Origin of the sequence: Desulfosediminicola sp. (genome assembly GCF_048381775.1) — a bacterium.
In the GTDB taxonomy this organism is placed as follows: domain Bacteria; phylum Desulfobacterota; class Desulfobulbia; order Desulfobulbales; family Desulfocapsaceae; genus Desulfopila; species Desulfopila ganghwensis.
In genome coordinates, this window is record NZ_JBLXGE010000002.1 from 275,854 (window position 1) to 291,178 (window position 15,325).

Annotated in this window: 12 protein-coding genes; 8 read left to right on the forward strand and 4 right to left on the reverse strand. The window is 51.1% G+C overall.

The genetic code is table 11. The features are described 5' to 3' along the window. Positions 1-133 precede the first annotated feature (133 nt). The 4 genes from ACN5NT_RS04125 (at position 134) to ACN5NT_RS04140 (ending at position 6,501) form a co-directional block, all read left to right on the forward strand. Entirely contained in the window at positions 134-1,567 is a 1,434-nt protein-coding gene (locus tag ACN5NT_RS04125) for an efflux transporter outer membrane subunit (RefSeq protein WP_419174597.1), read from the forward strand. Next, positions 1,564-2,865, forward strand: a complete 1,302-nt coding sequence (locus tag ACN5NT_RS04130) for an efflux RND transporter periplasmic adaptor subunit (RefSeq protein WP_419174598.1) — start codon at positions 1,564-1,566, stop codon at positions 2,863-2,865. Before ACN5NT_RS04125 ends, ACN5NT_RS04130 begins: the two co-directional genes overlap by 4 nt. Beyond that, the gene (locus ACN5NT_RS04135; protein ID WP_419174599.1) at positions 2,858-6,034 is read left to right on the forward strand and encodes an efflux RND transporter permease subunit; all 3,177 of its coding nucleotides are present in this window, start codon (positions 2,858-2,860) and stop codon (positions 6,032-6,034) included. The genes ACN5NT_RS04130 and ACN5NT_RS04135 overlap by 8 nt, the downstream gene beginning before the upstream one ends. A gap of 215 nt (positions 6,035-6,249) precedes the next feature. Continuing rightward, positions 6,250-6,501, forward strand: a complete 252-nt coding sequence (locus tag ACN5NT_RS04140; protein WP_419174600.1) for a hypothetical protein — start codon at positions 6,250-6,252, stop codon at positions 6,499-6,501. A gap of 148 nt (positions 6,502-6,649) precedes the next feature. Here the strand turns inward: ACN5NT_RS04140 and ACN5NT_RS04145 are convergent, their stop codons facing one another. The 4 genes from ACN5NT_RS04145 to ACN5NT_RS04160 all read right to left on the reverse strand — a co-directional run bounded on the left by ACN5NT_RS04145 (position 6,650) and on the right by ACN5NT_RS04160 (position 10,431). Next, a complete protein-coding gene (locus ACN5NT_RS04145; protein WP_419174601.1) occupies positions 6,650-7,675 on the reverse strand; it encodes an energy-coupling factor ABC transporter ATP-binding protein in 1,026 nt (341 codons plus the stop codon). Continuing rightward, positions 7,672-8,367 (reverse strand): ABC transporter permease, encoded by a 696-nt coding sequence (locus tag ACN5NT_RS04150; RefSeq protein ID WP_136795324.1) that lies wholly within the window; start codon positions 8,365-8,367, stop codon positions 7,672-7,674. The genes ACN5NT_RS04145 and ACN5NT_RS04150 overlap by 4 nt, the downstream gene beginning before the upstream one ends. A 224-nt stretch (positions 8,368-8,591) precedes the next feature. Next, the gene (locus ACN5NT_RS04155) at positions 8,592-9,488 is read right to left on the reverse strand and encodes a substrate-binding domain-containing protein (RefSeq protein ID WP_419174602.1); all 897 of its coding nucleotides are present in this window, start codon (positions 9,486-9,488) and stop codon (positions 8,592-8,594) included. Between the two features lie 4 nt (positions 9,489-9,492). After that, positions 9,493-10,431: a substrate-binding domain-containing protein gene (locus ACN5NT_RS04160; protein ID WP_419174603.1), complete on the reverse strand. Its 939-nt coding sequence runs from the start codon at positions 10,429-10,431 to the stop codon at positions 9,493-9,495. Positions 10,432-10,784: 353 nt separating this feature from the next. Here ACN5NT_RS04160 and ACN5NT_RS04165 point away from each other — a divergent pair, with 353 nt between their 5' ends. From ACN5NT_RS04165 to ACN5NT_RS04180, 4 genes are all read left to right on the forward strand, one after another. Beyond that, positions 10,785-11,561, forward strand: coding sequence for a sulfite exporter TauE/SafE family protein (locus ACN5NT_RS04165; protein ID WP_419174604.1), 777 nt, complete (start codon positions 10,785-10,787; stop codon positions 11,559-11,561). Between the two features lie 9 nt (positions 11,562-11,570). Further along, positions 11,571-12,008 carry a MarR family winged helix-turn-helix transcriptional regulator gene (locus ACN5NT_RS04170; RefSeq protein ID WP_136795328.1) on the forward strand — a complete coding sequence of 146 codons (438 nt, stop codon included), beginning with the start codon at positions 11,571-11,573 and terminating at the stop codon, positions 12,006-12,008. A gap of 290 nt (positions 12,009-12,298) precedes the next feature. Beyond that, positions 12,299-13,984 carry an ATP-binding protein gene (locus ACN5NT_RS04175; protein WP_419174605.1) on the forward strand — a complete coding sequence of 562 codons (1,686 nt, stop codon included), beginning with the start codon at positions 12,299-12,301 and terminating at the stop codon, positions 13,982-13,984. Beyond that, positions 13,984-15,294, forward strand: a complete 1,311-nt coding sequence (locus tag ACN5NT_RS04180) for a sigma-54-dependent transcriptional regulator (protein ID WP_419174606.1) — start codon at positions 13,984-13,986, stop codon at positions 15,292-15,294. Before ACN5NT_RS04175 ends, ACN5NT_RS04180 begins: the two co-directional genes overlap by 1 nt. Positions 15,295-15,325 lie beyond the last annotated feature (31 nt).

Below are 15,325 nucleotides of genomic sequence, written 5' to 3' on the forward strand. Positions count from 1 at the left end.
TGTCACATTTCGTCCTCAATCATTATGTATGGTATTTCGTTGATACATATCCGCTAACTTCAAACTGTGTAAATCATCAATGACTGAGCCAAACTACATCTGCTTGACCGGGACACCGGTCCGGACAGGGAGTATGAAAAAGTTTTTCTTGCCTGCTGCAGCGGCCATGCTGCTCGTAATCAGCGGCTGTGCACCCAAGACCAACATTGCCACAGATCAGCTGCCAGTGCATATGCCGGAGCGTTTCTCACAATCAGGCTTTGAGCAACAATCCTCGCACTGGTGGCTCGAGTTCAACGATGCCACCCTCGATGAACTTATTTCCAAGGCACTGGCAAGCAACCTTGATATCCTTGCCGCCCGGCAGAGACTTCTGCAGGCGGAAGCTGTCAGTCGTCAGGCCGGAGCCGCTCTTTCTCCCACACTGGACTACCGCACCAGCGCCACGGAGAGCCGCACCCGCAATGATGGCAACGAAAGCTCATCCACCAATTTGTCGATTGGCCTCGCCGCCGGGTATGAGATTGACCTGTGGGGCAGACTTTCCGCCGCCCGTGAGGCAAGTATTTTCAGCGCCCAGTCATCGTCTGAAGACGTTCAGACCGCAGCCCTGACTGTGGCGGCACAGATCGCCTCCTCCTGGTATCAACTTGCTGAAAGCAACAGCCAGCTGCAGCTCCTGCAGAAGCAGCAGGACCTTAACCGAACCGGTTTGCAGCTTATTCAGCTACGCTTCAATGCTGGACAGGTGGGAATAGCCGATGTGCTTCAGCAAAAACAGCTTATTGAGGCCCAATCCGGTGAACAGTCACAGCAACGGGCATCAGCAACTGTTCTCGAACACCAGCTTGCGGTTTTGAGTGGCATGCCACCCAAATCGCTCGCACTGCCTGATCAGCCCCAGCTGGTCGAGTTGCCCCCAATTCCGGCAACAGGCGTTCCGCTGGAGATCCTGAACAACAGGCCGGATGTGAAAAGTGCCTATCTCGACCTGCTGGCCGCTGACCGCAATGTGGCCGTGGCCATTGCAGACCAATACCCAAGACTCAGTATCTCGGCAGACCTCAGCACTTCCGGCACCGCCAGCCAACTCTTTGACAACTGGCTGACATCAATGGCCGCCAACATCGTCGGGCCGATTCTTGACGGTGGCTTACGCGAGGCCGAGGTGGACCGAACAACCGCTGTCGCCCGTGAGCGATTTTACAATTATGGCCAGACCATACTGGAAGCCATCCGCGAAGTTGAAAACGCCCTGACCCAGGAACAAGAACAGGACAAGCTTATCAGCAGTCTTCAGCTCCAGCTCAACCTTGCCAATGACACACTTGAAAACGTGCGGGACAGATACAAACAGGGGGCAGAAGACTATCAGCGCGTCCTTACCGCACTGCTCTCACAACAAAATCTCGAGCGTAGCCTGCTCACCGCCCGTCAGCAGCGCATTGGCTTTCGAATCAGCCTCTACCGGGCCCTGGCGGGACAGGTCCTGAGCAATCCGTTACACAACCTCGAAACCGTCAGTCAGGCTAAACCAGTTACTCCATTACACCCAGACGCCTTATGAAAATGAACGAACGCCAACCAGCTAATACTCCAGGGGAAGTACGCAGAAAACCAAACAAGCTCGGCGGCTTCCTGCTGCACTTTATGCTGCCGGTCATCGCCCTGGCCTGCGGCATAGCGATAACGGTTTATCTCCTAGAAACAAAGCCGGAAGCGAAACCGCGCAAACGACCCGCTTCGGCTACTCTTGTTGAGATTCAACAGGTCCAGTCAGGCCCCCAGCAGACAGTGGTATACGCAATGGGTGAGATTGTGCCGGCACGGGAAATTGACCTCAAGCCTCTGGTCGATGGTGAGGTTATCGAAATGAACAGGGAGTTTGTTCCTGGCGGATTCTATCGTGCCGGAGAAACTCTTTTACAGATTGACCCCACCGACTACCAGCTTGAAGTTGATCAGCTTCAGAGCGAAGTGAACCAGGTTGACAGTGATCTGCTGATGGAGATGGGTTATCAGCGCATTGCCGAAAAGGAGTTTACACTGCTCGGTGAACAGGTCAGCAATGAGGAAAAGGCGCTGATATTACGAGTGCCACAACTGGAAAAGCTCCAGGCAGTTCAGGCCCGGGCACGTGCCGGACTCGCCAAGGCTCAACTGAACCTGGAGCGCACCCAGGTTCGCGCACCTTTCAACAGCGTGGTCAGCAGCCGTAATGTTGATACCGGAGCAGTCGTTGGCGGCTCAACCGTCCTTGCCCACATGGTGGGTACCGACCAGTTCTGGCTGAGACTGACCCTGCCCGTGGAACAACTTGACTGGGTCGAGATTCCTGCAACCAGCGATGCTACCGGATCAACGGTCCGGGTATATACCCAGGGACATACCAAACCTGACTCCTACCGAATTGGTCACGTTATCAGGCTTGAGGCCTCCCTTGAAGACCAGGGCAGAATGGCCCAGTTGCTAGTAGCTATAGACGACCCGATGAGCCGCAACCCAGAAAATGTCGGCAAGCCACCAGTGTTGCTGGGTTCCTATGTCCGTGCTGAGATAGTTGGTAAGACCATCGAATCAGGCATCATGGTTGATCGCTCCTATCTGCGTGACGGCAACTCTGTGTGGCTCGTGGGGGATAACGGTATGCTCGATATCCGCACAGTTGATGTTCTTTTTCGCAATAGAGATCAGGTGATTATCAATGGAGGAATTCACGACAACGATCGTTTAGTCACATCTTCGCTCGCCTCTCCGATTGCCGGTATTCCATTAAAAGTTGCCGGTGACGATTCAGATAAACAAGCAGTTGCAGGTAACAAAGCTCAAGCTGACAGGCAGCAGGTGGAGGTAGCACGTGATTAATAAGTTGACGCAAAAGGACCACAGCGGACCAATCGGCTGGATGGTCCATAACCGCGTGACACCCAACCTGATCATGCTTTTCCTGCTTCTTGGCGGTCTCTTTGTGACCACCAAGATCAAGCAGGAAGTTTTCCCGGACTTTGAGCTTGATCTTGTAACTGTCTCCGTATCATATCCCGGTTCCAGCCCTGAAGAAGTCGAGCAGGGAATCATTCTGGCCATTGAAGATGGCATCGACGGAATCGATGGCATAAAAGAAATCACCTCCACGGCCTCAGAGGGCAGCGGCCGGGTTAACGCCGAGCTTATGGAGGACGCCGACGGACAAGCAGTACTCCAGGAGATTAAACAGGAAGTTGATCGAATCACCACCTTCCCCAAAGACTCCGAAGAGCCTGTGGTGTCGCTTGCCGCCCGTAAACGCGAAGTGGTGCGCATGAATTTTTATGGTGATGTACCTGAAGGTTCGCTGCGGGAAGTCACCGAACAGGTCCGTGACCGGCTGCTCCGCGCCGAAGGTATCACCCAGGTTGAGATTACCGGCGCCCGTGATTTCGAAATTCATGTCGAAATACCGCTGGAAAAGCTGAGGATGTATGGCCTTACCCTCTCCCAGGTGGCACAGATCATCCAGCAATCTTCAATCGAAGTCCCTAGTGGCAAACTGGATACCAGCAGCGGCGAAATCCTGTTACGGATAGATAACAGGCGCGACTGGGCCAGCGAGTTCGCTCGCATTCCGGTTGTCACCACACCCTCCGGAGCGACAGTTTATCTTGAAGATCTCGCCGAAGTACGCGAAGGATTCGAGAGTACCAACAGGGAAGCTTCCTACGAAAAGGAATCCGCACTCTCCATACGGGTGTTCAGGGTTGGCAAACAGACACCCATCGGGATCTCCGAGGCGACCCTGGCCGCCATGTCCGATATCGAAATCGACCTCCCCCCCGGAATTGAGTGGGCGGTAACCAGAGATCTATCAGAAATTTATAAACAACGACTCGATCTGCTCCTTAAAAATGCCTTCATCGGCCTGACTCTGGTGTTAATCCTCCTGGGCTTGTTTCTTGAACTTCGCCTGGCCTTCTGGGTAACCATGGGCATACCCATTTCCTTTCTGGGCGGGCTGCTGTTTCTGCCAATGATAGATGTGTCGATTAACATGATCTCCATGTTCGCCTTTATTGTCGCTCTTGGTATCGTGGTCGACGACGCCATTATCGCCGGTGAAAATATTTACGAATATCGACAAAAAGGACTCAGCAACGTAGACGCAGCCATCGCTGGTGCAAAGGATGTGGCCGTACCTATTATTTTTTCTATTTTGACCAATGTTGTAGCGTTCATGCCGCTGCTCTTTGTCCCTGGAACTATGGGGAAAGTGTGGCTGGTAATACCACTGGTGGTTATCACCGTGTTTCTGGTTTCATTGTTCGAATCACTGTTTATTCTGCCAGCCCATCTGGCCCATAGCAACAGCCAGTCATCAAACCGTGTCCTCAAAGCTGTTGCCAGGGTGCAAAAAAAATTCAGCAATCGGCTCAGCTGGTTTTCAGAAAATATCTACGGGGCAATGCTCGATCGTGTCCTACAGATAAAATTTCTTACCGTGGCCCTGCTCTTTTGTATGCTTTTTGTTACCATTGGCTGGGTTTTCAGTGGCAGAATCAGCATGATCCTCATGCCCAGGGTAGAATCGGACCGTGCGGTTGTTACTGCCACCCTTCCCTATGGCAGCCCATATTCCGAGCTCGTCGCTGTACGCGACCAAATCGTCGATGCCATGGAGCGTGTTCGTGAAGACAATGGAGGTGATGATCTTGTTACCGGTGTGTCATCGTTGATTGATGAAAACACAATAGAAGTAAATGCCTATCTGACTCCTCCCGACATACGTCCCCTTTCAACCGGGAATGTGACCAGGCTCTGGCGTGAAGAGGTGGGCACCATCGTTGGCCTGCAATCGTCACTCTTTGAATCGGATCGCGGCGGACCCGGCAGCGGAGCCGCACTCTCCATTGAACTCAGCCACAGGGACATTGAAATACTTGACCAGGCGAGCGCCATGCTGGCTGAACAGCTCGCCGATTTTCCCAATACCAAGGATATCGACAGTGGCTATACGCCCGGTAAACAACAGTTTACCTTCCAGATCAATGAGAGAGGTGACTCCCTTGGGCTTACCGCTGCCGAAGTAGGCAGTCAGGTTCGAAACAGCTTTCAGGGCTCAATCGCGCTCCGCCAGCAGCGCGGTTCAAACGAGGTTACTGTGCGACTGCGGCTCCCGGAATCCCAGCGACTCAGCGAGTTTGATATTGAGAGCATGCTGATCGCCACCTCGGCTGGAACCTTCGTGCCACTCTCCGATATTGCCACGGTTGATCGCGGCCGGGCCTATACCTCTATCACCCGAAAAGATGGTCGCCGGACGGTCACCGTCAGGGCCAATGTTGACCCGCTGGCCATGACTTCCCAGATCATGACTTCCCTCAACTCCAACATACTCCCTGAACTGGCCGGCACGTTCCCCGGCCTTGGCTACGAGTATGCAGGAAGACAGGCTGATCGTAAGGAGAGTGTACAAAACCTGTTCGGCGGTTTTGTTTTCTCACTCATTGCCATCTACTTCCTGTTGGCAATTCCTTTTAAGAGTTACAGCCAACCCATAATCGTCATGACAGCCATTCCGTTCGGCATGGTGGGTGCTGTTATTGGCCATATAATTATGGGCTACAATCTCAGTTTGATGAGCATGATGGGTGTGGTCGCGCTGTCTGGCATCGTGGTGAACGATTCGCTTGTACTTGTCGATTACGCCAACAAGAGAAGACTGGAGGGTTTTTCCCCAAGCGAAGCCATCCGTGCCGCAGGCATCCGCCGTTTCAGGCCCGTATTGCTCACCACACTCACCACCTTCTGTGGGCTGGCGCCAATGATTTTCGAAACCTCCAGGCAGGCACGATTTCTCATTCCCATGGCGCTCTCGCTCGGCTTCGGAATTCTTTTTGCCACGATCATCACCCTGGTGCTGGTGCCGTGCCTGTACCTTATGGTTGAAAGAACACGAGTATACCTGAAGGAAGCCTCTGGCGAGGAACCCATCGCCGATACCAGCGCCCTCTTGCGCCATGGAGAATCGGCAGGGTTACAGGAAAAGAGTCAGCACTAATCAGTAAGTTGTTCAACGGACAGCGACTACGCCACGCCTTCCTGGTGGCGTGGCAGCTGTCAACGCCTCTCTTTATCCCCCCAATCGGACAGCAGCTTTACTTGCCACAGAATTGGCAACAGGGTAAGTACTACATTGCAGTGACCACCCTCATTACTCAACCTGGTCACTGCAATCAGTCATCTGAAAATTTACGACTTTTATAGAGGTATGTCATGGCACGTGGAAGAAACAAGATTCGTTACTGTTATGAAGACTATATGAAAACCGTTACCGATACGGAACGGTTGGAGTATCAGCGCAGATATGCACCATTGATCGATATCATCGCCAGGGGAGAAAATGACCGGGAGGTCATGACCATGGCCAGGGAGTATGACAGTGAGCACTCAACAGAGATGCTTGCCGAAGCCATACACTTGACGGTCTACTGTATTGCCTGCTCTAAATTTGACTGCGACTGCTGAAGTCAGCCGCCCCACCCCGAGCAATACCAAGGCGAATTCCACAGGTACGAACCCGCACTTCTCATGACATTTTCGGGTTGAATCTCAAGAGGTTGCCAACACTAATAAGAAATTCGGGCTAACGGCTATGCCCTCACAGGCATCCTGCCTACATCATACTGCAGCGCATGGCCGAATCTGGAATGGATATCATAATCCGGCCTCCGATAATCGGCGTAATGTCCCGATACTGGTCCGGGGTAAGAAAGAAAAAGAGCTTTACCCCGATATCCACTCCCACATGAATCCGACCTTTGTCCTGATTCAGCTGAAAGACCGTGCCTGCGACAATATTAGCGGCTGGTTCCGCACAATCCAGTTCAGCAGTGGTCTTTGTCGGGTCGATGTAGAGTTTGAAGTCCCCGCTGCTGTCCGCAACACTCTCTTTAGGCAGAGTCAGTTCAGCGCCGTGACCAACCTGGCAGAGCAGCCTGCCGTGTTCTTCAGCTATCACCCTGGCCCTGAAGATATTCTCATTGACCATATCTGATAGCTGACCATGCTCCAGCATCAATGAGTGATCAGCCAGCCTGCGTCCCTGGGAGAGGTAGTGCGTGGAAAAGATCACGGACGTACCGTAACTCTTGTTAATCTTGCCCAGAAGAGCCAGGATGACCTCCTGATTCTCCTTATCTACATTCGCCCCGGGTTCATCACAGAGCAACACTTCAGGCCGAACTGCCAGGGCTCTCGCCAGCGCGACCCTCTTGGTCTCGCCACCCGAGAGCTTATGGGCGTCCGCTTCGATAAACTTCTCCATTCCGACCAGATCGAGCACCTCAACCACGCGCTTGCGACGCTCAGCCTTATCCACTCCCCTGACTTTCAGGCCAAACTCCACATTTTTCCAGACCGGGCCGGTAAAAAGGATGGGATACTGATCGAGAAGCACCACCCGACGGCGCAATTCCAGCAGCTGCCTGGCGGAGTATTCCACCCGTTCGCCTTTAAAGCTCAGCGCTCCATGCTCCGGCCTGTCAAGAAAGGCCAGCACATTCAAAAGGGTACTCTTTCCTGCGCCATTTGGCCCGATCAGGGTGTAGATCTTGCCGGGTTTAATGGCAAGTTCCTCAATGTCCAATATTTTACGGCCCTTGAATTCCCGGGCGAGATTTTCAAGTGTATAAAGATTCAAATCCTGGTCCTGCCCTGGAAAAAGAGAAACAGTAAGTTGACCATGAAGGCGATCATCATCAAAGAAAGGCCAAGCGCCACAGCAAGAACAAACTCACCTTTGTCATATTCGAGCGCCATAGCCGTAGTCATGGTCCTGGTAAACCCTTTGGCGTTACCACCCAGCATCATCGACACACCGACTTCGGCAATAACCCTCCCGAAAGCTGCAATTACGGCTGCACAGATCGCGAATCTGGCTTCTTTTACCACCACAAGCGCCATCTGCAGTCTGGTGGCTCCCAGAGTAAGCGCCGTATTACGGTACCTGCCGTCAATTCTACTGATGGCCGCTATGGTAAGCGAGGTTACCAGGGGCACGATGAGCAGGGTCTGACCAATGATGATTGCTTTCTGGGTATAGAGCAGCTCCAGCGAGCCGAAAATACCACGGCGGGAGATAAAGGAATAGACCACCAGACCTATGACCACAGTCGGCATAGCCAGCAGGGTGTTCAGACAGGTGAGCAGAAAACGCTTCCCGTAAAAATTGGTTTGAGCAATGATAAAACCGGCTGGTATGCCCAGTAACGAGGCAGAAATAGTCGAAAAGCCACTCACCTTGAGCGAAACTGCTATAATTTCCAGCAATTCCGGATCTAAAGAAATCAGCAGCAGAAAGGCTGATTTTGTGCTGTCAATAAGCAGTCCCATGAATCTCCGATATAAAAAACACACCCTCCCCCAAAACTCCCGCAGGGCCGGGGAGGTTGCAACTGACAGTTACATTATCATTTCCAACGGTGTGGAATCCATACACCACAATCATACGCGGTGCAAGCCTTGCCGTGCCACGTACAAAAGGAGAAGCCCGCAGAAGGCCTCTCCTTTTTCAATTTGAACAGATTCCAGTCGCAAATTTCGTCGGTATAACCCGCTTACTTGATTGCATCCGGATAGAAGAGCTGCTTGCCTTCGAGGCGATAGTCAGCGATCAGCTTCTGTCCACGGGGACCGGTAATCCAGTTAACGAATTCCATGGCCATGTCATACTGAACATGGGCATACTTCTTTGGGTTTACCGGAATTACACCATAAGGATTGGCAAGCGCCTCGTCACCTTCTGAGAGTACATCGAGCTCGATGGCAGGAGTTTTGCCATACTTGTATTTGATGTAGGTTCCGCGGTCGGAGAGGGTGTACGCCTGCTTCTCATCTGCGAAAGTGATGGTTTTACCCATTCCCTGGCCGATGGAAGTGTACCATGCCGCGGAATTCTCAGGACGGCTGAAGGTGATATCTACATTTTTACCTTTCTTGGTAATGGTCATGGTCTCACTCCCCATGGCCAGACCGCTTTCCTTCCAGAGGTTCTGCTCTTTGGTATGGGTACCGCTGTCATCACCGCGAGAAATAAACTGAGCCCCGGCAGCGGCGATAGCTTTCAGAGCATCGGCTGTGGATTTGGTCGCTTTAACACCAGCCTTGTCGGCAGCTGGTCCAATCAAGACAAAGTCGTTGTGCATAACAGCATAACGCTCAGTCCCGTATCCTTCCTCAACAAACTTCAGCTCACGGCCTTTGGCATGTACGAAAATTACGTCGACGTTTCCGTCCTGACCATCACGGATAGCAGCACCGGTACCTTTAGCAATAACCTTGATCTTGATGCCGGTATCCTTTTCAAGCTCTGGCAGCAGTACGTCAAGAAGTCCGGAAGACAGGGTACTGGTAGTGGTGGACATTTTCAGCACTTTATCTGAACTGAAACCGTTTCCGGCAAAAGCCAGTGCCATGACAGCAACGCTTGCAACGGTAAAAATTTTACGTAGCATATCCTTACTCCTTCTCATTAAAATTATTTGGAAACATCATTTTTCCACAAAGCGAAATATCGTACCCCTGCAACGAGGCTGCGGCGTTACGAAATTCTTTTTCATGCAACAACGTCAAAAATTCCTGAATGCCCTTTTCGAAGAAGCGCTCTCTACTCACCAGCAGATCGAACCTCTCCCAACGTAAGGGGAGAAAATCAAGATCCAGCATGCCGGCAATGGTTCTGATTGCCGGGGCAGCATCGGCCTTACCAGACAAAACCTCTAGTCCTGCATCGAGGTGTCTGGAAACCAGGTGGTGATAACCTGTTATATCGCTTACGGAAATATCTGACCTGGAGACCTCGTAGTCGAATAACAGTCTGGTTCCTGTACCCAGGTGACGATTGACAATCTTCACATCATTTCGTGCCAGGTCTTCAATGGATTTGATATTTTTAGGATTGCCCGGAGCAAGTAAAATTCCCTGCTCACGCTGACTGAAGTTCACAAATACAGGGGAACGCTCCAGCTCCTGCTCCGCAAACTCGAAATTATATTCCTTATTGTCATCCTGCAGCAGATGGCAGACACCTATGTGACAAAGCCCACGACGCAGACTGGTCAACCCGCCCATACTTCCAAGATTGGCGAAAAAGGCCAGGGTATCTTTTCGGTGCTCATGGAACAGGGAAAGACAGCGTTGAAAGAGCGGATCATCGCTGCCGGCCAGTAGCAGGATTCCCTCCTCTGAGGAAAACCCCGCATGTTCCTTGCTGAAGTTGAGAATGTGCGCATCAAGCCAATCCTCAACCAGCCTTCTTGGAAAAAGCCACTTGCCCGTCACCTTGGTCGCCGGCAGTCCTTTCTCGTTAACGAGAGTATAAATCATCTTCTCATTAACCTTGAGCAACTCGGCCACTTCACGGGTTGTTAAAAATTTATTCGCAGCAGTCATTCCCATTGCCTTCCCCTATTCTTAAACACACATATCAAAACCTAGCCTGAATACATTGGACCCAGTCTTTTTGCCATCCTTTGTGCTTCATATTACCAATACTAACCAAAACAAACCCAAAATTACACCACGCCTCTTCTCCGCTAAATCCCCGCAACACAGCTCAAGCCAGGCTCCACAAAAATTTAATTTCAGATGCTTAAACAAGCTCAGCCCAAGGACAGTGCTCTTTTTTCTACGACTATCTGATATTTTGACTGTCAAACTACTTGACTATCAAAGTAGTGTCTGCTCTATTGCTAACACCTCAGACATCACCCGCGCTATCTTGTTAACTTAGGAAATTTTGAGAAATTATCATGGAACTACAACCACTCTACCTGGCCGCCCTGCAATCGAGCTTCATCTTGGGTCTCATTCACGGCGTCAATCCCTGCGGTCACTCCTGGCTTGTCATTGCACCTTTTGTTGCAGGCGAAAAAAATGGCAAAAGAGTTTTTTCACTCACTTCTGCTTTTCTGTTCGGCACAGCTGTGGCCTGCCTTGTCCTTGGCGCCACCCTGGGTTCAATTTCCATGCTTTTTCCACCATCTGCGGCGTATTGGATGGAATTATCCACTTCTCTCATTCTCATCCTGATAGGCCTTATACTCTTATACGACCCTCACATTCTGCATAGTCACGACCATGACCACGACCATGAGCATGAGCATGAGCATCATGATCATTCAGGTCATCACCACAAGCACCATCCTTGCGAGCATAAACATCATCACAGCCATGGCCCGACATGCGGCCACGCAGCGAATGGGAATAAACAGACCAGGAAAAAATGGATGGCAGCCAGTCTTTTCAGCATAGGTTTTGTCAACATGATCATCCCCTGCCCTACCGCAGCTGTAATGTATGGTTATGCACTCAACTCGGGCTCGGCATTTACCGCGACTCTCGTTTTCGGCACGTATGCTCTTTCCACCGCCCTTTCAGTAGGACTGGTGATCTATTGTATCTTTCGCATTACCACCATGGCTGGTACATTACAAAAAGACTGGCTGGAACCGCTAATAATGAGATCGGCAGGAGTAATTATCATATGCTTTTCCGGCTACAGCCTTTACTCGTCACTTGCAACCTGAGGTCTTTAAATGACAGTGCCCGGTGAAAATCAGACTGAGCTTGATTATCTCTCTCATCAACTGCTCGAACTTTATGACAAGATCAACTCCTGGGAACACTCCGTCGTCAAAGGCAGCGGCTTGTCACCTTCACAGATGCATGCCATCGAGGTGATTGGCCACAGGCAGGACATGCGGATGAAGGAATTGGCTGAGAGACTTGGAATCACCACCGGGACGCTCACGGTCACAGTCGATAAACTTGAGAAAAAGGGCTTGGTTGCCAGAAAACCCCACCAGCACGACAGACGCTCCTGGCTTATCTCTCTCACTGAAAGCGGTCACCGAATATTCAGACAGCATGATCGCTTTCACCTCGACTTCACCAAGGATATTTCTGCAGATCTCAACACTCAAGATATCGAGACCCTCTCTAAACTGCTCAGCCGTGTTCTGGCACGGATGTAAGACCTGTGGCGGGTAGTCCCACTGATCGGGTTATTACCAGCCAATCGCCTTCCACTCCTTCCCCCCTCAACACACTCAACTTCCCGCAGCAAACTGGACTCTGACACATATCACCCCGTTGCTGATTGACATTTCCTTATGGAAAATTGTATGTTTTCTGGGTATTAACCTGACATAGGAACATCCAGGAGCCCCTTGGTTTGACGTTAGGGGGGCCATCCCACAGCCTAGGCTGCTGTAGTTTTTTATATTGCACTCGTCTTCGCAAGGAGCCTCTACACGAGAGGATTATGGAGCAGGGTAACCAGCATACGCAACAAATAATCAGTACGGAATATTTCCGAGACAACCAGATTCAGCAGATCATAAACGACATTCTGCGAATCTCACTTGAACCATATCTGTTCAAGGAGTTGCTTGAGAGAATTCTGCGATATCTCATTTCCAGAGAGCAGCTCCAGCTTGCCCCCAAAGCAGGCGTCTTTGTTGTTGAGCCTGAAGAGAAAACACTCTCCCTGCAAGCCCACATCGGTTTCGCGGATAAACAGATCGCCCGCTGCAACAGTGTAAAATTCGGTTTGTGCCACTGCGGTCAGGCTGCCAGCGAAGGTGATATTCTCTTTTTCAAAGACCAGCCCCCCCTGTTAAAAGGACAGCCAAAATCATTTCCCCGTTACAGGCACTACAGTGTACCCATTGTCCGCGACAACCAACCCATTGGCGTTCTGGTCCTTTACGTCAAGGAGCTGCATCAACTCAGTGTGGGCATGGAACAATTGCTTGAATCGGTCAGCAACATTCTTGCCACCGTTATCGAAAACCAGAAAGTGGATCAGCAGATGGTGGAGCTGGTCAACGACCTGCGGATCTCCATTATCAGCCTGCAGGAAGAGAAACTTTTCTCCGAATCCGTTATCCAGAGCCTGGACCATGGCCTCATCGTTACTGATCTTGCCGGCAACATTCTAAAAAGCAACACTGTTGCCAGACAGATACTTCAACCCATGGCCAAGAGTATCGAAGGAAAAAGTCTCAAAAGCCTGGTAGGCCCCAACCATACAGCCAGACTCACCAGAATTGACACCACTCAGACCGACAGCAAGGAAAACCTGCTCAATCTCCAGGCTCTGAACGGTGATGAAAAAATTATCAGTTATACCACAGCGCCAAGAAAGGATGCCCGGGGGAACCAGGTCGGGATGGTCATCTCCTTCACCGATGTCACAGAACTGAGCTATGTCCGCCGGGAAATGGAAAAAATGAACCGGCTCTCCACTGTCGCCGAAATAGCTTCCGCCGTTGCCCACGAAGTTCGCAATCCGCTGGCTGGTATTAAAATCATGGCCCAGTCCATCGAAGAAGATGCCGCAGACAATGAGCAACACCTTGAATGTTCCCAGCGCATTATTCGCCAGGTCGATCGCCTGAACGAATTGCTGACAGAATTTTTCTCATATGCCAGACCAGTTGAACCCAACAAACGACCAACTTCCCTTTCCGGGATCCTGGCTGAGACCAAACCACTGATCCACAATCGTCTACTCAAGAATTCCATCGAACTCGTCGAAAATGTACCGGAAGAGTTACCGATGATCCTTGCCGACCCGAACCAGATGCAACAGGTGTTTCTGAATCTGATGCTCAACTCGATCGACGCCATCCGGCAAAACGGTGCGATCACAATCAAGGCATGCCTTGTCTCTGGCAAAACTCTCTCCCACTATAAGAAAAAGTTCCCCGGTCTCCTCACTAGCAGCCGCTATGTGCTGATCAATTTCTCTGATAATGGCAAGGGGATGCCGGCTGAGATCGCCGATAAGGCTTTTGAGCCGTTCTTCACCACCAAGAGTACCGGTACCGGTCTTGGCCTGTCCATTGTCTACAGAACCCTGAGAGAAAATGATGCTGTTGTCACTCTTGAATCTGAACAGGGTAAAGGGACGACTTTCTATATGTTTATTCGGGCGGTGAGATAATGAGCACGGTACTGATTGTCGATGATGTCGAGGACCTTCAATTTTCGCTCTCTCTCGCTGTTAAAAAGGAAGGCTACGGGGTTTCCGTAGCTTCCACGGGGCAGGAAGCACTCGAGCAGATGCACTCCTCAGTTATTGAGCTTGTTTTCCTCGATATAGGGTTGCCCGACGGTAGCGGTATCGACCTTATCCCTCAATTTCTGGCCATAAATCCCGATGTGGACATCGTCATGCTTTCAGGCCTGAACGATGCCAAGACCGCTGTCCAGGCGCTGCGGGAAGGGGCTGTGGACTATATTGCCAAACCATTTGATCTGATTGAATTTAAATCGGTCTTGAAACGTTTGATGGAATCGCGGCTACTCGGCAAAAAGGCGCTGCTGGCCGAAACCGAAAATGGCGTTGAATCCATAGTCGGCTCTTCTCTGAAAATGCGACAGGTTAAAGAATCTATCCTGCTGGCCGCTGATGTCAATGCGCCTGTTCTCATTACCGGCGAGACCGGTACAGGCAAAGAACTTGTGGCCAGGTCAATCCACAGCTCCCGGGCCAGACAAAGTGGAGTATTCGTCAAAGTCGATTGCGGCACGCTGTCTGCCAACCTGATTGAGTCCGAGTTGTTTGGTCACACCAAAGGTGCTTTTACCGATGCGGCCTCCGACAAAAAAGGGTTGGTGGAAGTCGCGAACAACGGCACACTCTTTCTTGACGAGATTGGCAACCTGCCCATTGAACTGCAACCGAAACTACTGCGTCTGATTGAAGAATCAATCTTCAGGAAAGTCGGCGGGGTCAAGGATATTGAGGTAAACGTCCGGATCATTGCCGCCACGAACGCCGATATCAGGCAGCAGATTGACCAGGGGGTTTTCCGGGAAGATCTTTACTACCGCCTCAATGTTATCCCACTTGAGCTTCCTCCCCTGCGGGATCGTGGCCAGGACATTCTGCACCTTGCCGAATTCTTCCTGCACAGTCTCTGTAAAGAGCTGAAAAAGGATATAAAGAGCATCGCTCCGTCTGCAAAAGACGCAATGCTGACCCATGATTGGCCCGGCAATATCAGGGAACTCCGCAATCTGATTGAACGAGAAGTCATCTTTTGCAAAAATGACAGACTTGCCCCAGCCGGGTTCACGGCAGCGCAGACTCCCGCCCATCCGGTCCAGGCCGAAAAACTGCTGACGCTGAGGGAAAATGAGCGACACTACGTGCAAAAGGTGTTGGATTTCACCAACAACAACAAATCTAAAGCGGCCCGTATTCTGAATATCTCCCGCACCACATTGCGCGATAAATTGACCGACTAGCAGAGCGCATGACTCAGCCTTTTGGTAAATC